The sequence below is a fragment of the Variovorax soli genome, from assembly GCF_031454625.1.
Taxonomy (GTDB): Bacteria; Pseudomonadota; Gammaproteobacteria; order Burkholderiales; family Burkholderiaceae_C; genus Variovorax; species Variovorax soli_A.
In genome coordinates, this window is sequence record NZ_JAVDRF010000019.1 from 18,441 (window position 1) to 44,110 (window position 25,670).

Sequence of the window (25,670 nt, forward strand, 5' to 3'; positions counted from 1 at the left end):
CGCTCATGCAAGTCCTCAAGCCGCAGGCGCTCGGACTGTCGACGCGCCCCATCGAATTCCGCAAGCGCTTCGGCCTGTGCATCAGCGCCTACCTTCACTTGCCCTTCGACCAGGGCGAAGGTGGCACGCTGTGGGCCGAGCAGTCCATGTGGGCCTTCCTGGCCAAGGAGATGGCGCAGCCGATGATCGACGAGGGCGTGTCCAAGCTGACGCCCGAATTCCTGGTGCACGGCCATGCGCATCCGCCGCCCGACCAGCCCGCCCACCAGAACGCCTGCGCCGTGCGGGCCCGCGTGGGCGGGCGCGAGAAGACCGTGCTGGCCTTCGGCGACCGCAGCTGGAATGGCGCGCATCCCGGCGCGCCCGCCCCCTTTGCTTCGATGCCGCTGGACTGGGCGCGTGCCTATGGCGGCCCCGACTTCCCGTCGAACCCCGCCGGCCGCGGCCGCCTGGCACAGGATGGCGTGGTGGCGCTGCCCAACCTCGAACTGCCGGGCGACAGGCTGCGGCAACCCGGCCAGGCCATTGCGCCGGCGGGCTTCGGTGCGCTCGACCCGATGCATCCGCAACGCGTTGCCTACCGCGGCACTTACGACGCGAACTACATGGAGCAGCACGCGCCCGGCTTCGCGCCCGACACCGACTGGCGCTATTTCAACCTGGCCCCGTCCGACCAGTGGATGGACACGCCGCTGGCGGGCGACGAAACCTTCTCCTTCCAGCACATGCACCCGACGCGGCCGCTGCTCGAAGGGCGCCTGCCCGGGCTGCGCGCGCGCGTCTTCGTCGGCGATGCCATGCCCGAGGGCGAGCCCAGGATTCGCGAGGTGCCGCTGCGCCTGACCACGCTGTGGTTCTTTCCGCATGCGGAGCGCTGCATCGCCATCTTCCAGGGCCTCGCCGAGGTCGGCACCGACGACGCCTCCGATGTGGCGAGCCTGCTCGGCGCCGTCGAGCGACTCGGCCAGGCCCGCGACGATGCGCACTACCTGGCAGCGGCTGCGCGCCGCGCCGACCCTTCGCTGGGCGCCATCTATTCGCTGATCGACAGCGACCTGCTGCCCGAAGGCATCGTCACCGCAGACCCGGCCGTGGAGGACGCCAAGGCCCCCTTCGCCATGGCGGGCCTGCAGGCCAAGGCGCAGTACCGGCGCGCCGAGCTCGATGTGGAGATGGCGCGCGAGAAGGTGCGCGCCATGGGCCGTGACCCGGACGCGCTGGGCATCCGCATGCGGCCGCTGGAGCCGCCGCCCACCGGCGACGCCTTGCCGGCCTACCTGGAGGCCAAGCTCAAGGAGGCGCAGCAGCAGCAATGGGCTGCGGTGGACGACGCGCTCAGCCTGCTCGAGAAAGGCTTGGCGATGGCGGCCGCCAAGGGCGTGCCGCTGTCCGAGCTGAGCCATCGCGGGCCGCCGGCCTTCGATGCACAGGCGCAGCTGGCGCAGATCCAGGCCGCCTCCAAAGACCTGAAGCCGCCGCTCGAGCTGCCGCCGCTCATGCGCAAGCTCCACGTGCTCGCGGAAACGCATCGCGCCGGCTACCTGCAGGGCGCGCACCTGCAACCACCGGCCCATCGCATGCCGGCGGCCGAGGCCGCAGGCTTGCGCCATGAGGTGGCGCGGGCGGTGGCGGCCGGCATCCGGTGCTTCTTCGGCGCCGACTTCACCGGCGCGGACTTCTCCGGGCTGGACCTGCGTGGCGTGGACCTGCGCGAAGCCTGGCTGGAAAGCGTGGACTTCCGCGGCGCCAATCTGTCGGGCGCCAAGTTCCAGCGTGCCGTGCTCGCCCACGCGGTGCTGGATGGCGCGACCGCCATCGGCACCGATTTCCGCAAGGCCAATCTCGGTCGCGCCCGGCTCGCCGGCGCGGTGTTCGATGGCGCCGATTTCTCGGAGGCGGTGCTCATGCGCTGCGGCTTCGCCGGCACGCAGGCGCGCCGCGCCCGTTTCACCCAGGCCCTTTTGCTCGAAAGCACGTGGGGCGAGGGCGACTGGAGCGAAGCCGATCTGGAAGGCCAGACCTTCTACAAGCTCGACCTGCAAGGCATGCGCTGGCCGGGCGCGCGCCTCTCGTCCTGCAACTTCATCGAATGCGATCTGACCGGCCTGGACATGCGGGCCGCGGTGCTGGAAGGCAGCACCTTCGTCGGTTGCCGGATGGAGGGCGTCATGCTGCACGGTGCGAAGGCGGCCGGCGCGGTGGCGGTCAAGGGCTGCGGGCTGGCGCGCGCGGACTTCAGCGACGCCGACCTGCAGCGGTTCAACTTCGGCGGCAGCGACCTGGGTGGCGCGCGGCTGGTGCGCGCGCTGCTGGCCGGCGCCAACCTGTCCGGGGCCCGACTGCGAGGTGCCGACCTGCGGCTGGCCGACGCCCAGGGCGCGCTGCTGCACCGCGCCGACTGTGCCGGAGCCAATCTCTCGGGCGTGAACCTGCGCGACGCCGTCCTGCAGCATGCCGATCTGCGCGGCACCGACCTGCGGCGCGCCAACCTGTTCGGTGCCGACCTGGCCCGCGTGCGCCTGGACGCGGCCACGCGGCTCGATGGCGCGCTGCTCACCCGTGCACGCACCTGGCCGCGCCTCACCCGCGAGCAGCAGGAGGCCGTGCCATGACGCCGTTGCTGCTCACGCTGGCCGTCTCCATGGGCGAGACCCTCGAAGGCCAGGACTTGAGCAAGGGCAGCTACGCGCGCCTGGGGCTGGGCGGCGGCGTGTTCACGCGCGTGAACCTGTCCGAGGCCGACTTGCGCGGCACCGATCTGCGCGAAGCGGTGTTCGATCAGTGCGACCTGCGCGGCGTGCTGGCCACCGGCGCGCAGATGCGCCGCGCCGTCTTCAACCGCTGCCTGCTCGATCATGCCGACCTGCGCCGCTGCGACCTGCACGGCGCGGTGTTCGCCGAGTGCGATCTCGCCCACGCGCAGCTGGCCGACGCGATGCTGGCCATGGCCACTCTTTCGAAGTGCAAGCTCGATCACGCGGTGCTGCGCGCCGCCTGCCTGGATTCGGCGCTGCTCAGCCAGTCTTCGCTGCTCGACGTATGCCTGGACGGCACGAGCTGGCAATACACCACCACCAGCGAATGCGAGCTCACGCAGCTGAGCTGGGCGGGCGCGCGCATGCTGCGCAACAGCTTCTTCCGCACGTCGCTGAAGAACAAGTCCTTCGACGGCCTGCAGTTGGAAGGCTGCCAGTTCTCCTTTGCCGATCTGGCGGGCGCGGATTTCAGCGGCGTGGGGCTGCGCCAGTGCAACTTCCAGGGCGCGCAGCTCGACGGTGCGCGCTTCGTGCAGGCGAACGCGCCGGCCTCGCTCTTTTGCGACGCGGCCGGCGCGGGCGTGGACTTCAGTGGCGCCGATCTGCGACAGGCGCTGTTCACCGGCGCGCGTCTGCCGCGGTCGCGCTTCAATGGCTGCCAGCTGCACCAGGCGCATTTCGCCGGCGCGGTGCTCGGCGGCGCGCAGCTGCAGAACGCCGAACTCGGCCACGCCGACTTCCGGCACGCCGACCTGAGCGGTGCGGATCTGCGCGGTGCCCGAATGACGCGCACCGTGCTGCACGGCAGCCGCACCGACGAGGCCCTGATGAGCGACCGCGCCAGCGCGCTCGAGACCGACCCCGACCTGCAGGCCGCCGAGCGCTGGCAGCCCTTGGCCGCATGACACCGGGCCGCATTGATTTTTTCGCGAGGCTATCCCCATGAGCGAACCCCTATCCCCTGCCGTTCCCGTACGCAAGCGCCGCCGTCCGCCGCGCCCCGAGGCGGCCTCGGAGCAGCCTCTCGCCGGCCAATGGTTCATCGGCACCGTGAGCGCGGACGAAAGCGGCGCGCTGGTCGTGCAAAGCGGCAGCCTGCGCCTGCCGGCCACGCGCGCCGCGAGCTGCCTGCTGGCGCCGGCCGCCGGCGACAGCGTCGCATGCCTCCGGGCGCCGCCGCGAGACACCTGGGTGCTCGCCGTGCTCCAGCGCGACGAGGGCACGCCGCAGGTGCTGCGTTGCGATGGCGACATGCGGCTCGAGGTCAGAGACGGCACCCTCGCGCTGGATGCGGCCCGCATCGAGCTGCGCACCGAGGTGCTGGACGCCAGCGCGCGCCGCAGCACGCTGGCCACCGACAGCGCCGACGTGGTGGCCCGGCAATTGAGCCTCGTGGCCTCGCGCATCAAGATGGTGGGCGCGCTGCTGTCGAGCGTGGTCGACAGGGTGGAGCACTTCGGCAAGAGCTACCTGCGCCACACCGACGGCATGGACAAGGTGAGCGCCACCCACGTGGAAGTGCAGGCTCAGCAGCTGATGCGCCTGGAGGGCGAGCATGCGCTGATCAACGGGCGCGAGCTGGTCAAGGCGCGCGGCGCGCAGATCCACTTCGGTTGAGATGAAACCCACCCCGTGGAGTCGCTGATATGTTTGCCAATTGCCAGCTGATGGGCACCGACATGGGCTTCCCCGACGTCTGCATGACGCCGGCCGCGCCTTCACCCATCCCCGTGCCTTATCCCAACATCGCGATGGGACCAATGGCCATCCCCAACTGCCCCACGATCCTCGTGATGGGCGGGCCTGCGCACAACCTGGGCACCACCATTCCGATGACCAACGGCGACAACGCCGGCGTGCTGCTGGGCGTGGCGTCGGGGACGGTCATGGGCCCGAGCCGTCACCTCACCGGTGCCTTCACCGTCCTGCTGCAGGGCATGCCGGCGACGCGGCTGACCAGCAGCTCCTTGCAGAACAGCACCAACTGCCCGGGCGTGCGCACCGTGCCGAGCCAGACCTTGCTGCTGCTGCTGGCGCCATGACGCTAGGGTTTGCGCACGTCCCATTCGCGCGCGATGTCGTCGCTGCTCCTGGCCGCACGGAAGTAGCGCGCGGGGCTGCGCTTCCAGTCGGCGCGCAGCACGCGCTCGGCGAACTGCTGGATCTCGCCCAGCGACGCGTCCACCGGACGCTCGCGCTCGCGCCCGTCCGTCATCACCTCCCGCACTTGGCCGCCCGTAAAGCGCACGCGCATCACCAGCGGCTTGGCCACGGGGTAGTAGCAGCGCTGGCCGCTGTAGACCCCCGTGATCTGCTCGCCCGTGGCCAGCACGATGTCGTATTCGAGAAGGTTCGACTTGGAATTGCTGCCCGGCCCGTAGCGGCAGCGCGCCACCACCTCGGAGATCTCCTGCAGCCATCGGCGCGCCTGCTCGCCCGCCTGCGGCAGCAGGCCCGGCAGCACGGCCGGGTCCATGGCGGCGAGCTCGCGCGCGATCGCGCTGTCGATCAGTTCCGCCAGCTTCGGATTCGGCAAGTCGCCGGGCTGCTCGGGCACGCGCCCGGTGCAGGCAGAAAGATAGGCAGCGAGGGACGCCAGGATCATGATGTGGACCTTGAAACTCGGCACGGGAGATCGAAGCATGGCAGCCATTAGACGATCGATCCGGTCGTATCCTCAAGCCCCGGAAGGAGCCGCTTCGTGATCCGCATCGCCGTCATTTCCCACCAGGGTGCGCCCGCGCCGCGCGCCCTGGCTGCCCAGTTCGGCGCCGACGGCGGCACCATCGGGCGCGCGGCCACCAACGCGCTGGTGCTCGAAGACCCGGACCGCACCGTCTCGCGCGTGCATGCGCAGGTGCTGTGCCGCGATGGCCGCTTCTTCATCGTCGATCGCGGCAGCAACCCGATGCTGTGCAATGGACACCCGCTGGGTGCGGGCCACGAGGCCGCGCTGTCGCAGGGCGACCGGCTGGTGATCGGCGGCTTCGAGCTGGTGGTGGAGCTGCTCACCTCGCAGGGGCGTGCACCGGCCGCCGCGTCACCGCTCCAGGCGCAGGCGCTCGCAGCACAGCCCGCCGATGACGACCCCTTCGCCGACCTGCTGGCCGGGCTCGGACCCGCCGCGCCCGCGGATGCGCCGGCGGCGGTGCGTGCATCGGCGGCACCGGCCGGGCCCTTTCCCGATCCGCTCGGCGCCGGGCGGACGCCCTCGGCCTCGGCGGACGACCCCTTCGCGGACCTCCTTGCGCCCGCCACGCCCTCCACGCCTTCCTCGGGCGGCGCGGCGGCCACGCCCGCACGCGGTCTGCCGCTGGACGACTTCTCGGACCTCGGCCTGTCGTCCACCGCGCCCAAGGGGAGCGGCATCGACGAGCTCTTCGGCCTCGGCGGCACCGGCGGCGGCGATCCGCTCGCACGCTCGCCGCTCGCCGGCCCTGTGCGCCAACCCAACACCGCTTCGTCGGCCGATCCGCTCGCGGCGCTGCAGGGCATGGCGGCACCGGCGGCGCAGGCGCGCAGCGACCATCTTCCGGTCGGACAGTTCGCGTACACGCCGCCGCGCGAGGTGGTGCCGGCAGCCCCGCCGCGCTTCGACGACATGACCGGCGAGGCCATCCGTGCCGCACCCGCGGCGCCCGTGCCGCAAGCTGCGCCCGCGCAGCCGACACCTCCCGCCGCAACGCCCGCGGCCACGCCCGACGCGCTGCTGGCCGCTTTCCTGCGCGGCCTCGGCAGCACGCACCAGGCGCCGCCGCAGCTGACGCCGGAGCTCATGGAGCGCATCGGCGTGCTGTTGCGCTCGGCCACCGAGGGCACGCTGCAACTCCTGCTCACGCGCCAGGAGTTCAAGCGCGAGCTGCGTGCCGAGGTCACGATGATCGCGGCGCAGGCGAACAACCCGCTCAAGTTCTCGCCCTCGGCCGAAGTCGCGCTGGCGCATCTGCTGGGCCCCGGCATGCGCGGCTTCATGCCGGCGGAGGCCGCGATGCGCGATGCCTTCGACGACCTGCGCGCGCACCAGTTCGGCGTCATGGTCGGCATGCGCGCGGCCCTGGCCCAGGTCATCGAGCGCTTCGCGCCGGCCGAGCTGGAGAAGAAGATCACGGCCAGGTCGGCGCTCGACAGCCTGTTCGCCGCCAACCGAAAGGCCAAGCTGTGGGACCAGTTCATCGCGCTCTACGGCGGCATCGCGAGCGAGGCGGAGGACGATTTCCACGCCCTGTTCGGCAAGGCCTTCCTCGAGGCCTACGAAGCGCAGATGGCGCGCCTGAAGTCCGATAAACGCTGATCGGGAAAAACCAAGAACAAAGGAGAGGGCCGTGGAGATAGAGATCGTCACCCTGTCGAGGCAAGGCAGCCGGCGCTACAACGAGGACGTCTTCGGGCAATGGAACGATGGCCGTTTCGTCGCCTGCCTGGTGGCCGACGGCGCGGGCGGGCATGGCGGCGGTGACGTCGCGGCCGCCATCACCCGCGGCAGCGTGCTGGACGGCTTCGCCGCCTCTCCCGGCCTCGACGCGGCGCTGCTGCGGGCGCTGGTCGTGCGTGCCAACCTCGACATCGTGGCGCGCCAGGCCGAAGGCGGCAAGCTGGCACAGATGCGCTCGACCGTGGTGCTCGCCGCCATCGACCTGCACGAGCAGCGGATCGCCCTGGCGCACAGCGGCGACAGCCGGGCCTACCTGTTTCGTGCCGGCGCGCTGGTGACGCGCACCACGGACCACAGCTTGGTGCAGCAGATGGTGACGGGCGGCATGCTCGACGAGGAAGGCGCGCGCAGTCATCCGCAGCGCAACATGCTGCTGTCGGCGCTGGGCTCGGTGGAGGAACCGCCGGAGATCACGGTCTCCGCGCCCATGCCCCTGGCCGAGGGCGACGTGCTGCTGCTGTGCAGCGACGGCGTCTGGGAGGCGCTGGGCGACGAGGTGCTGCGGGAGACGCTGCAGACCTCGCCGACGCCGAGCCGCTGGGTCGAGCAGCTCGACGCCCGGATCAGGGCCCTGGCCAAGCCGGGCCAGGACAACTACACCGCCCTCGCGCTGTGGGCGCATGCGGACGACGAGACGACCCAGCCGATGCCATAAGCGGCGAGACTCAACCGTAGGCCGCGTTCTCCGCGATGTTCCACGCCGCAGTCTTCACGCCTTCGCCGCCGCCCTTCTTGGTCTGCGGGTCGTACTCGAACTTCACCTTGGCGAAGTTGAGCGTGACGTTCTCGGTCAGGCGATCCTCGCCGCCGCTGCCGCCGGTGCTGATGCTGGTGACGATCAGGTCTTCCATCGTGATCTTGATGTACTCCAGCGGATCGTCGCCGGCCTTGCGCACCACCAGCACGGCCTTGTCGTAGTGCGTGCCCTTGCAGCAGGCGAGCAGCAGGGCGTGGGAGGCCGAGTCGACGTACTTGGTGAAGGACAGGTCCTGGACACTCACCTTGCCTGCCCCGCCGCCGGTGCCGATGTGCGTGGTCCCGCTCTGCGACGCACCCCAGCTCCAGGCCAGGACGTCGATGTCTTTCTTGTGCTTGCCATCGGAGGATTCGCCGTCGACGGGGCCGATCTTGATGAACATGTCTACTGCCATGATGCGCACCTTTCAGTTGGGACGTGGATGAATGCTTGGGGAATGCGGGCGCTGCGCCGGCCAGAACTTATTTCCCGCCCTTGGCGGATGGGAGCCTCGACACCAGCCGAAGCGACACGGTGAGGCCCTCCAGCTGGTAGTGCGGGCGCAGGAAGAACTTGGAGCTGTAGTAGCCCGGATTGCCTTCCACTTCCTCGACCACCACCTCGGCCGCGGCCAGCGGCTTGCGCGCCTTGGTTTCCTCCGACGAGGTGGACGGGTCGCCGTCGACGTAGTTGGTGATCCACTTGTTGAGCCAGCGCTCCATGTCGGCCTTTTCCTTGAAGCTGCCGACCTTGTCGCGCACGATGCACTTCAGGTAGTGCGCGAAGCGGTTGCAGGCGAAGAGATAGGGCAGGCGCGCCGCGAGGTTGGCATTGGCGGTGGCGTCCGGGTCGTCGTACTCGGCCGGCTTGTGCAGCGACTGGGCGCCGATGAAGGCCGCGAAGTCGGAGTTCTTGCGATGGATGAGCGACAGCAGCCCGGCCTTCGACAGCTCGGCCTCGCGCCGGTCGCTGATGGCGATCTCGGTCGGGCACTTCTGATCGACGCCGCCATCGTCGCTCGGGAAGGTGTGCAGGGGCAGGTTCTCCACCGCGCCGCCGGACTCGATGCCGCGGATGCGCGAACCCCAGCCATAGAGCTTGTACGAGCGGTTGATGTTGGTGGCCATCGCGTAGGCGGCGTTGGCCCACGCGTACTTGCTGTGGTCGGCGCCGGAGACGTCTTCCTCGAAGTCGAACTCCTCCACCGGGTTGGTCTTGGCGCCGTAGGGCGTGCGCGCGAGGAAGCGCGGCATGCACAGCCCGATGTACTTGGCGTCGTCGGATTCGCGCAGGCTGCGCCAGCCGGCGTACTCGGGCGTGGAGAAGATCTTGGTCAGGTCGCGCGGATTCGCGAGCTCCTGCCACGACTCCATCTGCATCAGGTTCGAGCTGGCGCCCGTGATGAAGGGCGCGTGGGCCGAGGCCGCGATCTTGGCCATCTCGCCCAGCAGTTCCACGTCGGGCGGGCTCTGGTCGAAGTGGTAGTCGCCGACGATCGCCCCGAAGGGCTCGCCGCCGAACTGCCCGTACTCCTGCTCGTAGATCTTCTTGAACATCGGGCTCTGGTCCCAGGCCGCGCCCTTGAACTTCTTGAGGGTCTTGTGCAGCTCCTTCTTCGAGATGTCCATCACCCGGATCTTGAGCTGCTCGTCGGTCTCGGTGTTGTTCACCATGTAGTGCAGGCCACGCCAGGCGCTTTCGAGCTGCTGGAACTCCTCGTTGTGCAGGATCTTGTTGACCTGCTCGGTGAGCTTGCGGTCGATGGCGGCGATCATGGCCTGGATGGACTGCGTGACGTCCTTGCCGATGATCTGCGTGTTGGCCAGCGCCTGCTGCGCCAGCGTGAGGACGGCCGCTTCGACCGCGGTCTTGGCTTCGTCGCTGCGGGGCTTGAACTCCTTCTGCAGCAGCGACGCGAAGTCGCTCCCCTCGTAGGCGACGTCCTTCAGTGCGCTCTGCTGGTCGAGTGCTTCGGTGGCCATGGTGCGTTCTCCTCGTGTTCGAATGGGGTGGGCTTCAGGCGGCCGGCGCGCCGGTGCCTTCTTCCGGCTTCTTGCTGGCGGCCAGCGTCTTGAGCAGCTCCGGGTTGTCGAGCACCTTCGCCAGAAGTTCTTCGGCCCCGCCCTTGCCGTCCATGTAGGTCACCAGGTTCGACAGCTGGTTGCGCGCCTCGAGCAGCTTGTTGAGCGCATCGACCTTGCGGGCCACCGCGGCGGGCGAGAAGTCGTCCATGTTCTCGAAGGTGATGTCGACCTTGAGCTCGCCCTCGCCGGTCAGCGTGTTGGGCACCGAGAAGGCGGCGCGCGGCTTCATGGCCTTCATGCGGGTATCGAAGTTGTCGACGTCGAACTCCAGGAACTTGCGGTCGCCCACCGGCGCCAGTGGATCGGCCGGCTTGCCCGAGAGGTCGGCCAGCACGCCCATCACGAAGGGCAGCTGGACCTTCTTCTCCGCGCCGTACAGCTCGACGTCGTACTCGATCTGCACGCGCGGCGCCCGGTTGCGGGCGATGAACTTCTGGCTGCTCTTGGACATGGAGGTGCTCCTTGCGAGGGGTAGGTAGGAAGGGCCGCGCGCGACGCAGGCCCTATTCGGTGACCTGCTTGCCGGTCACGGTCTCGATGGTGTCCAGCGCGTTGGGCGCCAGATCGGCCATGATTTCGAAGAAGCTCACGCCGATGAGCTTCTTGGCGCGGGCGATCAGCAGCGGCGCGGGGTTGCCCGGCTCGGCCTGTTCGAGGTAATGAATGACGCGGTCGAGGGTTTGCAGCGCATCCTGCCGGTTGCGGATCTCGCCGGGCGCGGCGGCGCGTGCGCTGCCGGTGGCGGGCGAAGGCGCACCCTCGGACGCTTCGGACGCGGACTCGTCGGTCGATGGCGGCGGCGCCACCGCGGCGGCGGCCTTGCCGAGCACGTTGGCGATGGCACGCAGCGGCGACAGGTCGATCGAATCCGCGCGGCCGGTGCGCTCCACGATCAGCGACTGGAGATTCGCGACCAGCGCGGGCGCTTCCATCAGCGTCTGCAGCAGCTCGGGCGCCTCCGCATGGATGCTCTCGAGCCCGCCCTGGACTTGCGCCGCGCTGTAGCCAGCCTCGGCCCCGGCAGGCGCGAGCGCATTGTGGGCGATGGCGATGTCGCGAACGCGGATCGGGCCGATCCCGCGCGCCGTGCCGATGCCTGCGTCGTACAGGTCGCGCAGCAGCATGCCCTCGTCGGTGAGCGGCGCCAGTGCGTTGAGGCGCATGGTGGGATCGTTGTCGTCGTCGGCATCGAGCTTTGGATGTATGCCATCCCAGTAGCGATCGAGCAGTCCGGTGAGCAGGCGCAGGCCCATTGCGAAGCCGGCCACGCCCTGCGTGCGTGTGCTGGCACGCAGCAGCAGCATGGCCGCGCGTGCATCCTTCGTCCGCGCCAGCAGGGCTTGGGCCGCCTGGGCGACGGTGCGCCACTCCGGATCGACCGCGGGAATGACCGTGTCGCCGAACTGCTGCTCGGGCTTGCCTTGCGCCGCCGCTTCCAGCGCGGTGAACGCCGGGTCGTACTCCAGATCGTCGCCGCAGGGCGAGGTCTCGTTGACGGGAGCCTGCAGTGCTTCGACGAGTTCGGGTGTCAGCATGTTGCCTGTTCGAATTGACTGTCGATAATCAAAGATGCCCCTGCCCTGGTCAATGCAACGAAGGAAATAGCATGCAAGAGCCCGGACCACGCCGTTCGCCCTATGGACGTCTCTCGAATGCGAGGGCTCGGCGGCGGCTTGCCGGGCTCGGCATCCTGCTGTGGCTCGTCGGCGCCGCGGGCTGTTCGAGCCCCCCGCCGCCGAAGCCGATCACGACGCCGGTGGCGATGACGCTGGTGGCCGGCGCCGATGCCAATCCCGATGCGCGCGGCCGCGCCTCGCCGCTCACGGTGCGCGTCTATGCGCTCAAGACCAGCGGCGCCTTCGAGTCGGCGGACTTCTTCTCGCTCTTCGAGAAGGACCAAGCCACGCTGGGCGCGGAGATGGCGCAGCGCGAGGAGATGCTGCTGCGCCCCGGCGACAGCAAGAAGCTCGAGATGACGCTGGCCGCGGACATCAAGGCCATCGGCGTGATCGCGGCCTATCGCGACCTGGACCGCGCGCGCTGGCGCGAGGTGCGCGTGGTCGAGCCGGGCAAGGCGCTGGTGCTGACCACGACCTTCGGCGCGCGCCAGATTCGCATCGAAGACAAGTAGCCGGCCCACTGGCCCACTGGCCCACTGCCGAGCGGGTCATCGGGCCAGGGGCTGGTCGGCCGGCAGGAAGCGCTGAAACAGATCCGCGACGAACGCGCACTGGTTGCTGTCGCCGGGTGCCGCCACGAGATAAAGGCCGCGCCAGCGGGCCGCCGCATGGCCGCCGCGCGCAGGTTCGAAGAGCTGCTGCGCAAAGGTGCGCAGGCCGGGTTGCAGGGCGCGCACCTGCTCGACGAAGGCATGGATCGCCTGGCGTCGCGACGGCTCCGGCTGGCTGCGCAGAAGGCCCATGCGCAGGGCATGCAGGCGCAGCGCCAGCGGCTCGAACAGCGCATCCGACCGGGTGACCGCGGTCGAGGTGTAGGGCAGGCGATGGCCCAGCGCCTGGGCGCGCACCGCGGATGGCAGGGCCTCGTGCAGCACCGCATAGCCGGGCAGCCGCTCGAGGCCGGTCACCAGCAGATAGACCGGCAGCTGCAGCCGCAGAAGCTCGGCCGCCTCGTCGACGCGCCGGCGCAGGCGTGCCGCATCGGCCGGCAGGCGCTGCGCATCGCCGAGCAGGGTGGCCGCGCTCACGCAGACCACGATGCCGTTGAGCGGCAGGCGCTCGCGCTGATGGGCCAGCGCCAGCAGGGACTGGTACCAGCGGTTGCGCTCGTGCGCCGTCGCGGGCTCGTGCACCGCGGCGGGACAGGTCTCGATGGCGAGCATCGCTGGCAGGAAGTGCCAGTGCCAGAAGTCGTCGCCTTCGTCCTCGGGCTCCTCCTCGACGCCCGCGCGCCGGGCCGCGACGAGCAGGGCCGGCAGGCCGGCGTCCGCGTCGCCGATGAACAGCAGCCAAGGCAGGTCGTAGAGCGGCTGATGCAGCGTGCGCAGCGAGGGCGAACGCTGCAACTGCTCGCGCGCACGCGCGACCGCGGCGCGGGGCTCGGCCAAGGCGGCGGCCTCGCTGGGCCGTGCGGCTTCCGAAGGCACGGCGAGCGCCTCGATGCGCCGGCGCAGCAGGCGCCGCCGCGCGCGGTACCGCGCCCCCAGCATGAACCACCACAGCATGAGCAGCGCTGCGAGGCACAGCGACAGCAGGGCGCCGTAGTGGGCGGGCAGCGGGTACAAGGCGTTCATGCGTTCATGCGTTCATGCGTTCATGCGTTCATGCGTTCATGCGCGCAAGCCTCAGCGCGAGACGGTTTCGAGGAACACGAAGTCGGCGATCGGCGGGCCCGCCGCGTCGCTGGAGGCCAGCGATTCGCGCAGCCGCTGCAGGTAGGCCGAGGCCAGTTCGAAGGGCGGCATGTCGGCGGCGACGCTCAGCGGCGTGGTCGACGACAGGGCGGTGATCAGCACCGTCCCGAAGGGCGGGCTTACCAGCCAGCTCGAAGGAATGTCGCGGCCCAGTTCGATGGCCTCGCCCGCACGCAGGGGCTGCGAGCCGCGATTCGCATGGAGGTGCATGACGGCGCCATCGGCCGTGTAGTAGTCGACCCGCAGATAGCCCTCGTGGTCCGCGTTGGCGACGCGCACCACCACCAGGTCGCCTTCGCGCAGGCGGCCCTCGTGCGCGGTGAGCGCGGCCACCTTCAGCCGCTGCCGCTTCTCCTGGTTGCGCGCCTGGTAGGGCTTGAGAATGGCCACCACTTCGCAATGGGGCCAGATGCGCAGCTGCAGTGCGAAGCTCGCCGCGCCGATGCCGGGCATGGCGCGCACCTCGCGCTCCACGCGGGCGATGTCCTCCGCGGCCGGGACGAAGCCGCTGACGCGCGCCGTGCCGTCGTCGCCCATCGCGACGGCAAGGTCTGCACAGGCAAAGGCCTGCAGCCGCTGCTCGACGCGTTGCGCCAGCGTGGGCGCGGGCTCGCGCGCGCCCAGCATCGACCACAGCAGGTAGGCCAGCGGAATGAGCAGCGCCACCGCGCCCGCCGCGCGCAGCAGCGCGCGCTCGCGTCGCTCCGGTACGCGCGGGCCGGGCGGGTCGGGCATGCCGTAGGGTTGCGGCGTGATGTGATCCTCGGCCAGTGCGTCGAGCGGCAGCGGACGCACGGGCAGTTGCCGGCCGTGCAGGTCCTTGAGCTTGCCGAGTTCTCCGCCGTCGCCGCGCTCGAAGTAGTACTGGCCCTTGAAGCCGTGGACCAGCGCATGCCAGTAGATCTCGCGCACCTCGCCGTCGTCCGGCTGCAGGCCCGACAGATGATGGAAGAACTCGCTGTGCGCATTGTTCGAATTGAAGAGCTGCACCTGCAGCGGCGCGGCGCCAGCCGTCCTTGCCGGGTGGCGCGCGATCACCTCGTCGAGCCAGGCGACGATCGCGAAGGAAGCCGATTCGATGTGGGCCTCGGTGCTGCCCGCCGCGTGGGCCGCGACACGGGCGTGATCCAGCAGCTCGAGCGCACGCCGCTGCGCGGCTTCGGGCGAGGGCGCGGCACGGCCTGCTGCGACGGCCGCATCGAGCTCGAGGCCGAAGGTGAACAGGGGACTGAAGCAGTCGAACAGGCGAGCCATGAAGCGCTCGCGCTATTCTTCGGTGGCAACGGGAGCCTTGGGTTTGCGCCTGTCTCGCTGGCACATGCCGATGTCCCTGTTGAAGCGGTGGATCTTGGATTCATTCTTTCAATGCGCCCGGACAGCAGCCATACCGCTTGGGGACTATGTCGTTCGTGGAGCGGAGGAGCCTTGCCGTGTGGGGTGATCCGCTTTATCTTTCGTGCTACTTTCGAGTTGACTGCGTGCACCACGCTTAATCTTTTAAGGCCTGCCATGAAAATCCTGATCGCCGATGACCACAGGCTCGTCATCGAGGCGGTCAAGGCCAAGCTGTCGGAGATCGAGCCGGGCATCGAGTTCGTTCTGGCGATGAGCGTCGACGAACTGCTCGCCGGCGCCTCCGACGACATCGATTTGGCCGTGATCGATCTCAACATGCCCGGTGCCGAGGGCCAGGCCCACGTGGACGAGATCCGGCGCCGCCATCCGGCCGTGCCGGTCATCGTGCTCTCGGGTTACGAGGACCCGGCCATCATGCGCAGTGCGCTGGAGCGCGGCGTGCTGGGCTTCATTCCGAAGGCCTACTCGCCCGAAGTCATGCTTTCGGCCGTGCGGCTGGTGCTGGCGGGCGGCGTCTACGTTCCGCCGATGCTGCTGTCGGCGGTCCCGCCGGGCGTGGTCGCCGGCGTGCCGCCCGGTGCCGGCGAGGCCGCGCAGCGTGCGTCTTCCGCCGCCACCGCGCAAACCCTCGACCACCTGCGCACGGTGCTCACCGAGCGGCAGGTCGAGGTGCTGCAGCTGCTGTCGCAAGGCAAGCCCAACAAGCTCATCGGGCGCGCGCTCGGCATCAGCGAGGGCACGGTCAAGATCCATCTCGCAGCCATCTTCCGCGCGCTCAACGTGCGCAACCGCACGGAGGCGGTGGTGGCAGCGCAATCGCTGACCGAGGCCTGAGCCTCGCCCTCCTTCGCAGCCGCGATACGGCCGACGGGCGCTGCCTCAGAAGCGCAAGCTCAGCAGATGCGGCAAGCGCGGCATCGCGACGGGTCTTCCTGTGCGCATGGCCTCGCGGTAGCTGTGCAGAAGGCGCCGCTGGTCCTGGGTGACTTCGTCGGCCGGCCAGTGCTCCACGTAGCGCGCCTGGTGCTCCGCGGCCGTGGCCCAGTCTCCGCGCTCGAAGTGGTAACGGGCGAGCACCATGATGCCGTTCGGATGTTCCGCGGTCCACGCGGGCACCTCGTCGAGCCAACCCGGTACCTCCTGCAGCGCGCGATCTTCGCAGGCGAGCCAGGCAGCCGCCAGGCATGCGTTGGAGCGGACGATGCCGGCAGTGGACACCGCCATCGTCTCGCGAAGCAAGCGCCAGGCCTGTGCCCGATCACCGCGCGCATGGGCCAGCGCGGCCTTGAAGAAGTGGGCCGAACCGTGCAGGCAAGTGCCCTCGTAGAAGCGCCGATGGGCTTCGATCTCGGCGATCAGCTCGCGCGCCAGGTCGTAGCGCGCGCCGGCGATGGCCATGCCGGTGTTCGTCGCGATCGCGAAGCTGAGCCAGAAGTCGCGCGCCTCGCGCCCGAGCTTGCGCACCCGCTCCATGCGCTGCAGCGCATCGGCGACCCGGTCGCTGCGCCAGCACAGCCATGCGTCGCTCAGCTGCGATAGAAGGCGGCCGGCGCCGGACTGCTGGATCGGCGCCGATTCCAGCGCGGCCTGGGCCGCCTTTGCGGCGGATGGGTTTCCCGCGTCGCTGTGCACCCTCAGTTGCAGCGCGAGTGCGAGCGCATGGCGTATCGGCGCGCCGGCCAGCTTCGCGCACTCCGCGGCTTCGTCGATGGCCCTGGCCGCATCGCGCATGCGCCCGGCATCGCGGTGGACGATCGCGATTCGGTGCAGGGTGCGCGCCAGGTCGGCATGCTGCGGATGCGGCGTGCGGCTGAGCTGCGCCGAGCGCTGCAAGATCTCGAGCGCGCGCGCGGCGCCGCCGCGCAGGTGCGCAATGACGCCTTCCTGGCGCAAGCATTGCGCGGTCAGGCGGTCTCCGTCGCCGCCTTGCACTGTGGCGAGGACGCGCTGGCCGATGCTTTGCGCGAGTTCGAACTCGCGGTCCGAGATCGCCAGCTCGCAGCGCTCCAGCAGCACCGACGCCTTGAGGGCATCGTCGCCATTCGATTCGAGCAGCGTCAGCGCCTGATGGATGAGCGTGCGGGCGAGCGCGTTGTTTTCGAGTGCGCGGTAGTAGGCGGCGAGTGCGCGCAGCACGCGCGCCTGTGTGCCGACATCGGCCGACGCGGCTGCGCGTGCCAGCAATGCCTGTGCCTTCGACGGGGTGTCCGGGTGCTCGAGCGCTGCCAGGCTTTCGACATGCGCGATGCCCATGTCGAACGCATGCGGCTGCGATGCGACGCACACCTGCAGATAGTCCTGCGCCGTCTGGTAGCGCTGCTCCCTGGCCGCGCCCTTGGCGCGCGCGAAGGCCTCGTGGGTGAAGGCGTCGATGGCGATGCGCGCCGGCGCCTCGATGAGGAGTTCGGAGGCCAGTTTCCGGCCGAGCGCGATGGTCAGCTGCGTCAGATCGCCGCCATGCAACGAGCCGGCATCTTCGCGCCGCCTCTCGCTGAGCAGCTGGTAGCGCAGCTCGAAGTCGCTCTCGCGCGAATGCACCTGGACGGCGATCACGGCTCGGGCACCGATGGCGCGAATGTGCTCGATGGCGCGAGCGGCAGGAGGGCCGTCGGCGGCGCTCCCCTTGAGCGCGGTGACCACATCGACAAGCGGTAGCACGGCGATGCCGTGCTGCGCTTGGAGCTCGCGGTTGAGCAAGGCCGCCAGGCCGAATTCGACCCAGACCAGTTCGTCCCGGCCCGTGTGATTGCGGAAAGGGAGTGCGGCGACCGTCAGCGCCTGATCGGCGCTGTAACGCTCTCGCGGAGCTGCCTGGGTCGCTGGAGCGAGCGGGTGGAGGGCGACGAATCCGCGCGCCGGGAAAAGCAAGGGCGAATGCGGTGCCCCGATCATCGTGGACAGTGACATGGAACCACAACCAGAAAGAAGCCACTTCGTTCGCCGCTGAAGGCCGGCGGGGGGCCAGTGGAGGAGCCCTTGTCCCGTTCGGGTCTGGCAGGTTAGGCCTGCAAGCGGGGCGAGATTCGCCCGACGCGACAATTGATCAGGTTGTTATGAATCATGACGGTTGCGCCGTCGATGCAACCGTCACCCGCGCCTTGCGGGTCGTGCCGCCCCGATCGCTGTCGGGGCCTTCACTTCAAAACAACTTGGGAAATTTTTGTTTCCCAAGGGCCGAATCCTGATCAATTGTCACGAGCCCTCCACGTGATGGCCGAGGCTCGGCACTATCGCAATCCTTAAGTGTTACTTCATGCGTGGCAGCGACAAGGGAAGTTCCCGTGTTACAGCTTCTCGCGAGCGCCCACGCCATCACTGGAGCTCAATGACATGTCAGCCGGAAATGAATTGCGCCGCCGCGTCGCCGTACTCGACCCGATGCTTCGCTCGCGGGAACACATGCGTCGCGCCATCCGGGCGCTGGGCCATGCCCCCCTCGTCTTCAACGATCTCGAGGAACTGATCCCGCTGCGCGGCAAGCTGCTGCGCTGCTCGGCCCTCTGCGTCGGCCTGCCGCCGAATCCGCTGGAGCAACAGGCCTGGATCCGCGCCGCCAGAAACCTCATCGGCCCCGAGGTGCCCCTGCTCTTCATCGCCCGAGAAAACCCCCTGAAGGCCGCCGAGACATTGCGCTGCACGGCGGGGGACCTTGTGCTGGCAGCACCTTCGTCTTTTGCCGATGTCTACAAAGGCATGAAGGCCTTCCTCGCTCAGCATGCGCTCGCCGTTGACGATTCGGGCCTGGAGTGGGGCGGCTATCGCTTCGTGCCTGCCAAGGAATCCGTGGTGCTCGACGGCTTCGAGGTCTGCATGCGACCGCTGGACTTCGAACTCGCGCTGGAGTTCTTCCACAACATCGACCGCGTACTGTCGCGCGACTGGCTGCGCACCATGGCGTCGGGCCTGGCGCCGGAAACGGGTGGCCGATGGCTGGATGCCAGCGTGGGGCGCCTGCGCAGCCAACTCGGACTCATCGCCTTTCACGGCTGCGAATGGAAGCTCAGCACCATTCGCTATGCCGGCTTCAAGCTCAGCAGGAGTCCCGGCAAGAAGACTTCCAGTCTGGTTTCCATGTCGGCGCGGGATCTGGCGCGTGAGGCATCGCCGGCCCTCGGGGCCTGAAGCGCCGCGATCGCTCAAAGCTCGAAGGATCCATCTTCCGGGGAAAGGGGCAGGCCGATGAGAAAGGTCGTCCCCGCATTCGGTGCACTGATGACCTCCAGCCAGCCGCCGTGGCGCGCGATCACGGTGTGCACGATGGTCAAGCCGATGCCCCAGCCGTGCCCCGACGGGGCCTCGGTGTCTCCCCCGCTCCATCGGCGCCGGTTGCTCGGGGTCATCAACTCGGCAATCTGCTCCGGGGTCATGCCTGCTCCCGCGTCCTGCACCGAAATCACGACCTCGCCATAGGGCGCTTCCGACTCGGTGTTCGTCTCGATGCACACATGGATGACGCCGTTGAGCTCGCTGTAGCGGATCGCGTTGTGCAGCAAGTTCACCAGCGCCCGCGTCAGCAGCGATGCATCGGCCTGGAGCGTGCCATCCGCCTTGCCGATCCGCGGCGTCACCGTCAGTCCGCGCGCATGGGCTGCGGCCCAGATGGCATCGATGGCATCGAGCACCACCGACCCGGCGAAGACCGGCGCGAAGCGGTAGACCTTGGCTTCCGCCTCCAGCATGTCCATGAAGCTCTCGGCCAGCTGGATCGTGCGCCGCGCTTCCCGGCCGACGCCGTCGACCACTTGCTGGATGTCGACATTGGCCGTGCGGTCCAGGAACATTGTCAGCAGGTTGAGGATGCTGACCTGCGGCCCGCGCACGTCGTGCGAGAGAAATCTGAACCATTGCTCGCGTTCGCGCTGCGCCCGCCTTTCGGTGGTGATGTCGTTCAGCACCACCACCCAGGCGCGCGATGCCGCCGCGCCTGAGCCCACCTCGCCCAGCGAAGCCGCCCGAAGCGTGAACACGCTGCTTTGCTCGGTCGTGTATTCGAGCCCCATCGCCTGTTCCCAGATCGTCGTCGCCTGCACGCCCTGCATGCCCTCGATCTCGGCTTTTTGCATATCGGCAAGCAGCCGCATCAGGTCGACCCCCTTGAGGTGGTCCGCACCGCCGGCGGCCGGCCGCAGCACCGCGCCCGCCGACGACAGCACCAGTGGCGTCGCGAGAAGACGCTGGGCGGCCGCGTTGCTCTGGCTGACGGTGCCGTCTTCGCGGCAGATCAGCACCGGCACGGGCAGGCTCCACATGCCTTCGGTCAGCAGCGCCTGCAGCCGGGTCAGGCGCTCGATGGCCAGGTCCAGCGCGCTCGTGCGGCGTTCCACCGAATCCAGAGGCGCCGGCTGCGTGCTCACGGGCAGCGGCGGCTCGAACGCGCCGGCCGGCACCGCATTCAGCACCGCCGCGCGCTCGCGGAAGAACACCAGCAGCGCATTCAGCCGACGCCAGCTCCACAGCACATAGGAGGTGATCACGCCACACAGCGGCGAGGCGAGCGGCAAGGCGAAACGCCAGTACACCAGCGCCAAGTAGTCCAGCCCGATGCACGCGAGCGACACCGCGAAGGTCCACATCACTGCATGGCTCGCGCCGACGAGGAACAGCATCAGCACCAGCCAGATGGGCACGGAGATCCACAGCACCCGCCGCCAGTCGGTCGGGATATCGATCGTGCGGCCGGCGACGAGCGCATCCACCGCGTTGGCGTGGATCTCGACGCCAGGAAGGCTGGTCAGCGCGCCGATCCCGGCCACCGGCATCGTGTCGCCGAGGCCGGCATTGGCCAGCGCACCCACCATCACCAGCTTGCCGCGCACGAGCTCGTCGTTGAAATCGCCGCGCAGCATGTCCAGGTATGACACCGTCGGATAGCTTCCCGCGGCGCCGGCGAAATCGACGCCGAAACGACCACCTCGGACCCAGTTCTCGGTACTTCGAAGCCCCAGGACTTCGGCCGGCACCGGCGTGACCGTCTGCATGGCGATCTCCAATCCGACATAGGGCCAGACCTTTTCCGGCCGACCTTCGTAGCGCCACAGGCCCCGCACCAGGCCATCGGCATCCGGCGTGGCATTCGCGTGGCCCAGGCCCCGGGCCTCTCGCGCCAGGAGCGGGATCGGGAGGCTGAACGCCGGCTCAGCCTCGGGATGGCCGATCCGCGGAGCCACGTAGTCGAGCGGCAGGTAGACCGGCAGCTTCTTCATTGCTGCCGCCAAGGCCTCGTCCTGCGTGGGATCGGCAGAAGGCGTGTCGAAGAACAGGTCCAGCAGCACGCCGCGTGGGGCATGCGCAGCCAGGCGCTCGAGCAACTGCGCATGCATCGACCGTGGCAGCGGCCATGGACCCAGGACATCCAGCGTTCGCTTGTCGATGCCGACGATCAGGATGTCTTGCGACGGGGGCTGTGCGCTGTCGAGCAGCATCCTGTCGTAGATGGCCGCGTTGGCCTCCACAAGTCCGGGCTTGCCGTCCAGCCAGACAATGGCAGACGGCAGCAGCAGCAACATCAGCATCCACTCGACCAGGTAGCGACGGCGCAGTCGCTGCATGTGCCCACCCGTCTCGACTCCCGGATTCAAGGGGGAGTTGTTTCGAAGCTGCCGCCCCATTCGGTGGGCAACGACGACTCTCCCTCGGCTTGTTCGCGACATCGCCAGTAGTAGCGTGCAGGGCCATCTAAGGGGCCGACCGTCACGCCACTCGTAAACGTGCCCGATTCCACCACCACCGGCGATGCGAAGTCGGGCGTCTTCGCGAGTGCGAAAGTATGGCTTCGGCCCGCACGGGTTGTCCAGCGAATCTCCCACCGGCCGTTGCCCAGCGCGTGCACCTCGCTGGCCATTGGCGCCTGCGCAGGTGCCATGAACGTCACACCTTCGCTTGCCTGGCCTTCGATTCCTTGCGCGTCCAGCGCCGACACGCGCGTGTGATAGAAGCCGGTGGCCAGCGAGTCCGCCAGCACGAAGCGCGGTGTCTGCGCGCGCGACTCGGCGGCCGGCCGCAGGAAGCCCGGGTCGGTCGCCAGTTGCAGGTGGTACGCCGCTGCGCCCGCCACCGGCTGGGCCGCGACGGTGTTCCGGTCGGTCTCCGTGCGCTGCGCCGGAGGCGGCAGCAGGCTGCGAACCTCGGGGCCGGCGCCCGCAACGCTGAGCGGCATGCCTTGCAGAGCCGACACATCGGTGCTGCGGCCGCCGCTCAGCTCGGTCGCCTGCACCTTGCCTTCGAGCACTTCGAGCGTTTGCTCCGCGCCTTCCGACCGGACGCGGAAATGCGTGCCCTTCACACCCAGCGCGTAGCTGCGGGTGCGGATCTCGAACTCCCGCTCCTTCTGCTTCTCCACATAGGATTCGGCCCGGCCGCTGAGCAGCTCCAGCTGCGTTCGCTGCCCATGCGCCTCGATCAAGCGGGCCGAGCTGCTCGAGGGCAGCACTATCCGGCTACCGTCGGCGAAACCCACTGTGACGAAGCCGTCGCGCCCGGTCGTCAGCAGATCGCCCTTGGCGAGCGTCGTTCCTGCGGCAAGCGATTGTTCCAGGCCGCTGGCACGCTGGAGCAGCACGCTGCCCGAGACATGCAGCACAGCGGCGAGGCCGCCCAGGTTCAGCACCTGTCCGACACGCAGCCGCTCGGGCACGGGCACCGCGTTGATGCGCTGGAGTTCCGGCCAACGGTGCGCCGTGTCCATGTACTTGCGCGCCAGCCCCCACAACGTGTCGCCTGGCCGGACCAGGTAGCTCGATGTAGGCGCCGGTGACGCTATTGCCGGCTCCGCATGCGCGTGCAGCACGGGCAGCCCCGCGAGGCAGAGGAGGGCTGTGATGAGCCAGCGGCGTCGGGTCGTCCTAGGCGCCGGCTTTGTCATCGGTGTCGTTGGATGGGTCGCCGGAAAGGGTGGCGTTGTTCGCGTCGCCGATGACGCGCTCCAGGCGGTACCCGCGTCCGTAGACGGTCTGCAGACGCAGCCCGCTGGCGCTGTGCAGCCCGAGCTTGCTGCGCAGCCGGTAGATGTGGCTGTCGAGTGCGCGCGACGGCATCTCTTCACCGTGCACGCCCAGTTTTTCGAGCAGGTAGGCGCGCGAAACCGCGTGCCCCAAGTGGCGGAACAGCGCCAGCGCCAGCCGGTACTCCCGATCGGTCAAAGGGATGCGCGAAAGCGTGCCGTCCTTGGCCTTGAAGTGCACGCAGAGGTTGGGCTGATCGAAGCGCCAGGCGCCGAAGCGCTCCTGCTCGGCGGCGGCGGTGAGGCTGGGCTGGCGCGTCAACAGGCGCCGAATGCGGGCGCACAGCTCCATCGTGCGAAAGGGCTTCACCACGTAATCGTCTGCGCCGATGCCGAGAGCGCCGGCCACATCGCGCTCTGCGCTGCGTGAGCTCAGCATGATCACGGGCACGTCGCTTTTCTGGAAACTGCGCAGCCAATGCAGCAGTTCGACACCGTCCAGATCGGGCACGTTCCAGTCGAGCACCAGCAGGTCGAAGGTCTCTTGCCGCAGCGACTTTCGCAGAGTCTCGCCCTTGTCGAAGGGCACGCAGGTGATGGATTCGTCGCCCGTGTCCAGCCCCCGCTTCAACGCGTGGACCAGGTAGCCCAATTGGGTCGGATCGTCGTCGAGTACTGCGATGCGCATGGGTTCTTTCGTCTCGTGGCTCAGCAGGAAGAGGGTCGCATTCTTCCTCTTTTTTCTGGAACAAATCTCGTAAATTGTTGCGCGCCGGTGCGCCCGAGATCCCGCCTTCCTCGCACGGCGATCGAGGATTTGCCGCTTCGGCATGGGGGCGCCGAAAGTATCAATCTGGCAAATTGTGACGTCAAACACACGGTGTTCGCATGCCTCGGCATCATCCACGCCTTTCCGGGGTTGGGTGGGCACGCATGCAGTGGCAATGAGGCGCGCTGCCCGCATCAGCGAAGGGGTTGTCGTCCTCTTCTGCTCATTGCTACAAGAAGGATGTGAAGCAGCATGAACAAGTCATACCGCACCGTGTGGAACGAAGCGCTCGGTGCCTGGGTCGCGGCCTCGGAGATCACCAAGGCGAGGGGGAAGAGGAGTCGTTCGGGGGCCGTGATGGCTGCTGCGGCCGTCCTGGTGGCGCTGGGCAGTATGGATAATGCGGCGGCGGAGAGTCTGACCCTCGGGTCGACGGCATCGGCCACCGGTCCGAACGGTATCGCCGTGGGCACGCAAGTCGTGGCCGGCGGTGCCAACTCGATCAGCATCGGCGTCAGCGAGACAGTCAGTGGCACTAACTCAGGTGCCCTAGGCGGTAACAGCAGTGTCAGCGGATCTGGCTCCTATTCGATAGGCAATGGCAACCAGATCAACAGCACGGGGGCTGCGCCGACAAGCGTTGTCTTCGCATTGGGCAACAACGTGGTTGTTGGCGCGGGCGCTAGCGGCGCGCTCGTGCTGGGCAGCAATGTGACTGTGAATGCGGGCGTCACCAACGTCCTGTCGCTGGGCAACAGTTCGAGCGTGACCGTCAACAGCGGCGTGGCCCTTGGCCAGGGCGCCATCGTCAACTCCGCCAATGGTGTGGCGCTGGGTGCGGGATCGATTGCCAATAGCGGGTCGCTGGGCAATCCGGCGTTCCTGGTGGGCGGGACACCGACGGGCGAAGTCAATATCGGCGGTCGCCGCGTCACCGGCCTCGCGGGCGGCGTGGATGTTACGGATGCGGTCAACATCCAGCAGTTGGTAACGGCAACGAGGAATGTCATTGGGGGTATGTCCGGTGGGGCCAATATGGCCCTTTCGCCGAGCGCGGCCGACTGCGCATTCAATGGCGTCGCGAGCACGGGTAGCGCCGCGGGTGTGGCGATTGGGTGTGGCGCCACGGCGACTTGGGGCCTATCGGCCATGGCGATCGGCATCGGCGCGTACGCAGGCGATCCGCTCGGTACCGGGAACGGTGACCAGACTGCCATCGGTTTTCGGGCATCTGCCAAAGGCATCGACTCGATGGCAATAGGGGCGGAAGTCCATGCTAACTCTAACAATGCCTTGGCGATCGGCAACTCTGGTGACGGCGTTGACGATTTGTCGAGCGGCGGCATATCCATCGGAAACGGCGCGAGATTGACAACATCGCCGTTCTCAATGGCGGTGGGTCGAGGCGCAACCGTCTCAAACTCGTCCCAGGCCGAGGCTATCGGTACTGGCTCGGCTGTCGCGGACTCAACCAACGGTGCGGCGTTCGGTTATTTTGCGAAGATCACGGGCGGACCCCAAGGTACGGCGATCGGCGGACTGACAACGGTCACTGCAGACTCCGGCACAGCGGTCGGGTATCAGGCGAATGTTGCAGGAGTTAACGGTATCGCAGTCGGCCGATCGGCATCTGCCTCTGGGCAAAACGGCGTGGCGGTTGGAGGAGGGGCTTCGGCCAGCAATATTGCGGCAATCGCGATCGGCGGCGATAGTGTGGGCGGGCAGCTCGCGAAGGCCAGCGGCAAGAATTCCATCGCCATGGGCACCGGCGCGGAGGCGAGTGCGGAGGGCGCCATCAGCATCGGCACGGGCAACAAGGTCAGCGGCAAAAACTCGGGTGCCTTCGGCGACCCGAGCATCATCGACGGCGCCGACTCCTACTCGGTGGGTAACAACAACAGCATCGATGCGACCTCCAGCGATGTCTTCGTGCTGGGCAACAACGTGGCGGTGGGCCCGAACCTGACGGGTTCGGTCGTGCTGGGCAGCGGCTCGGCAGCGGCTGCGGCCAATGCGACCACCGGCGACACCATCGGCGGCAAGGCGTACACCTACGCCGGCACCACGCCCACCAGCACGGTGAGTGTGGGCGCTGCCGGCGCGGAGCGCCAGATCACCAATGTGGCCGCGGGCCGAGTGAGCGCCAGCAGCACCGATGCCGTCAACGGCAGCCAGCTGTTTGCGACCAACCAGGCGATCGACGGACTCACCACCAACGCGGTGCA

General features: G+C 68.6%; 21 protein-coding genes. 10 read left to right on the forward strand and 11 right to left on the reverse strand.

Going from position 1 to position 25,670, the window contains the following annotated elements; translation table 11 throughout:
* The first annotated feature begins 5 nt into the window (after nucleotides 1–5).
* From J2739_RS26895 to J2739_RS26910, 4 genes are read left to right on the forward strand one after another with little or no spacing between them, the layout of a single operon-like run.
* Entirely contained in the window at nucleotides 6–2,612 is a 2,607-nt protein-coding gene (locus J2739_RS26895; protein WP_309907442.1) for a DUF2169 domain-containing protein, read from the forward strand.
* Nucleotides 2,609–3,661 carry a pentapeptide repeat-containing protein gene (locus J2739_RS26900; protein ID WP_309907444.1) on the forward strand — a complete coding sequence of 351 codons (1,053 nt, stop codon included), beginning with the start codon at nucleotides 2,609–2,611 and terminating at the stop codon, nucleotides 3,659–3,661. Before J2739_RS26895 ends, J2739_RS26900 begins: the two co-directional genes overlap by 4 nt.
* Nucleotides 3,662–3,698: 37 nt before the next feature.
* Nucleotides 3,699–4,373, forward strand: a complete 675-nt coding sequence (locus tag J2739_RS26905; protein ID WP_309907446.1) for a DUF3540 domain-containing protein — start codon at nucleotides 3,699–3,701, stop codon at nucleotides 4,371–4,373.
* Nucleotides 4,374–4,402: 29 nt separating this feature from the next.
* A complete protein-coding gene (locus tag J2739_RS26910) occupies nucleotides 4,403–4,798 on the forward strand; it encodes a DUF4150 domain-containing protein (RefSeq protein ID WP_309907448.1) in 396 nt (131 codons plus the stop codon).
* 2 nt (nucleotides 4,799–4,800) lie between these two features.
* On the opposite strand, the gene J2739_RS26915 is transcribed toward J2739_RS26910, so the two are convergent.
* Nucleotides 4,801–5,400: a hypothetical protein gene (locus J2739_RS26915; RefSeq protein WP_309907450.1), complete on the reverse strand. Its 600-nt coding sequence runs from the start codon at nucleotides 5,398–5,400 to the stop codon at nucleotides 4,801–4,803.
* A gap of 57 nt (nucleotides 5,401–5,457) precedes the next feature.
* Between J2739_RS26915 and tagH the strand changes: the two genes are divergently transcribed.
* Both tagH and J2739_RS26925 read left to right on the forward strand, forming a co-directional pair.
* On the forward strand, nucleotides 5,458–7,047 hold the full coding sequence (gene tagH, locus J2739_RS26920) for a type VI secretion system-associated FHA domain protein TagH (protein WP_309907452.1): 1,590 nt from the start codon (nucleotides 5,458–5,460) through the stop codon (nucleotides 7,045–7,047).
* A 31-nt stretch (nucleotides 7,048–7,078) separates the two neighbouring features.
* A complete protein-coding gene (locus tag J2739_RS26925; protein ID WP_309907454.1) occupies nucleotides 7,079–7,843 on the forward strand; it encodes a PP2C family protein-serine/threonine phosphatase in 765 nt (254 codons plus the stop codon).
* Between the two features lie 10 nt (nucleotides 7,844–7,853).
* Here the strand turns inward: J2739_RS26925 and J2739_RS26930 are convergent, their stop codons facing one another.
* The 4 genes from J2739_RS26930 to tssA all read right to left on the reverse strand — a co-directional run bounded on the left by J2739_RS26930 (nucleotide 7,854) and on the right by tssA (nucleotide 11,543).
* A complete protein-coding gene (locus J2739_RS26930) occupies nucleotides 7,854–8,339 on the reverse strand; it encodes an Hcp family type VI secretion system effector (protein ID WP_309907456.1) in 486 nt (161 codons plus the stop codon).
* 67 nt (nucleotides 8,340–8,406) lie between these two features.
* A complete protein-coding gene (gene tssC, locus J2739_RS26935; protein WP_309907458.1) occupies nucleotides 8,407–9,906 on the reverse strand; it encodes a type VI secretion system contractile sheath large subunit in 1,500 nt (499 codons plus the stop codon).
* A 34-nt stretch (nucleotides 9,907–9,940) separates the two neighbouring features.
* Nucleotides 9,941–10,459 (reverse strand): type VI secretion system contractile sheath small subunit, encoded by a 519-nt coding sequence (gene tssB / locus J2739_RS26940; protein WP_309907460.1) that lies wholly within the window; start codon nucleotides 10,457–10,459, stop codon nucleotides 9,941–9,943.
* Nucleotides 10,460–10,511: 52 nt separating this feature from the next.
* On the reverse strand, nucleotides 10,512–11,543 hold the full coding sequence (tssA, locus tag J2739_RS26945; RefSeq protein ID WP_309907462.1) for a type VI secretion system protein TssA: 1,032 nt from the start codon (nucleotides 11,541–11,543) through the stop codon (nucleotides 10,512–10,514).
* Nucleotides 11,544–11,614: 71 nt separating this feature from the next.
* Here tssA and tssJ point away from each other — a divergent pair, with 71 nt between their 5' ends.
* A complete protein-coding gene (gene tssJ / locus J2739_RS26950) occupies nucleotides 11,615–12,139 on the forward strand; it encodes a type VI secretion system lipoprotein TssJ (RefSeq protein ID WP_309907464.1) in 525 nt (174 codons plus the stop codon).
* A 36-nt stretch (nucleotides 12,140–12,175) separates the two neighbouring features.
* On the opposite strand, the gene J2739_RS26955 is transcribed toward tssJ, so the two are convergent.
* Both J2739_RS26955 and J2739_RS26960 read right to left on the reverse strand, forming a co-directional pair.
* Nucleotides 12,176–13,261 (reverse strand): type VI secretion system protein, encoded by a 1,086-nt coding sequence (locus J2739_RS26955; protein WP_309907467.1) that lies wholly within the window; start codon nucleotides 13,259–13,261, stop codon nucleotides 12,176–12,178.
* 51 nt (nucleotides 13,262–13,312) lie between these two features.
* Nucleotides 13,313–14,635, reverse strand: a complete 1,323-nt coding sequence (locus J2739_RS26960; RefSeq protein ID WP_309907469.1) for a DotU family type IV/VI secretion system protein — start codon at nucleotides 14,633–14,635, stop codon at nucleotides 13,313–13,315.
* Between the two features lie 255 nt (nucleotides 14,636–14,890).
* On the opposite strand from J2739_RS26960, the gene J2739_RS26965 reads away from it, so the two are divergent.
* Nucleotides 14,891–15,571 (forward strand): LuxR C-terminal-related transcriptional regulator, encoded by a 681-nt coding sequence (locus J2739_RS26965; RefSeq protein ID WP_309907471.1) that lies wholly within the window; start codon nucleotides 14,891–14,893, stop codon nucleotides 15,569–15,571.
* A 45-nt stretch (nucleotides 15,572–15,616) separates the two neighbouring features.
* Here the strand turns inward: J2739_RS26965 and J2739_RS26970 are convergent, their stop codons facing one another.
* Nucleotides 15,617–17,644, reverse strand: a complete 2,028-nt coding sequence (locus tag J2739_RS26970; protein WP_309907473.1) for a hypothetical protein — start codon at nucleotides 17,642–17,644, stop codon at nucleotides 15,617–15,619.
* Between the two features lie 423 nt (nucleotides 17,645–18,067).
* On the opposite strand from J2739_RS26970, the gene J2739_RS26975 reads away from it, so the two are divergent.
* Nucleotides 18,068–18,859, forward strand: coding sequence for a hypothetical protein (locus J2739_RS26975; protein WP_309907475.1), 792 nt, complete (start codon nucleotides 18,068–18,070; stop codon nucleotides 18,857–18,859).
* A 14-nt stretch (nucleotides 18,860–18,873) separates the two neighbouring features.
* Here J2739_RS26975 and J2739_RS26980 read toward each other — a convergent pair whose 3' ends face one another.
* Genes J2739_RS26980 through J2739_RS26990 form a run of 3 tightly spaced genes read right to left on the reverse strand, consistent with a single transcriptional unit; the run spans nucleotide 18,874 to nucleotide 23,583 of the window.
* Nucleotides 18,874–21,285: a CHASE2 domain-containing protein gene (locus J2739_RS26980; RefSeq protein WP_309907477.1), complete on the reverse strand. Its 2,412-nt coding sequence runs from the start codon at nucleotides 21,283–21,285 to the stop codon at nucleotides 18,874–18,876.
* Between the two features lie 26 nt (nucleotides 21,286–21,311).
* A complete protein-coding gene (locus J2739_RS26985; protein ID WP_309907479.1) occupies nucleotides 21,312–22,598 on the reverse strand; it encodes a FecR family protein in 1,287 nt (428 codons plus the stop codon).
* Nucleotides 22,579–23,583 carry a response regulator transcription factor gene (locus J2739_RS26990; RefSeq protein WP_309907481.1) on the reverse strand — a complete coding sequence of 335 codons (1,005 nt, stop codon included), beginning with the start codon at nucleotides 23,581–23,583 and terminating at the stop codon, nucleotides 22,579–22,581. The genes J2739_RS26985 and J2739_RS26990 overlap by 20 nt, the downstream gene beginning before the upstream one ends.
* Nucleotides 23,584–23,697: 114 nt before the next feature.
* Between J2739_RS26990 and J2739_RS26995 the strand changes: the two genes are divergently transcribed.
* Nucleotides 23,698–25,670: ESPR-type extended signal peptide-containing protein (locus tag J2739_RS26995; RefSeq protein ID WP_309907483.1), on the forward strand; the 1,973-nt coding region annotated here is incomplete at its 3' end.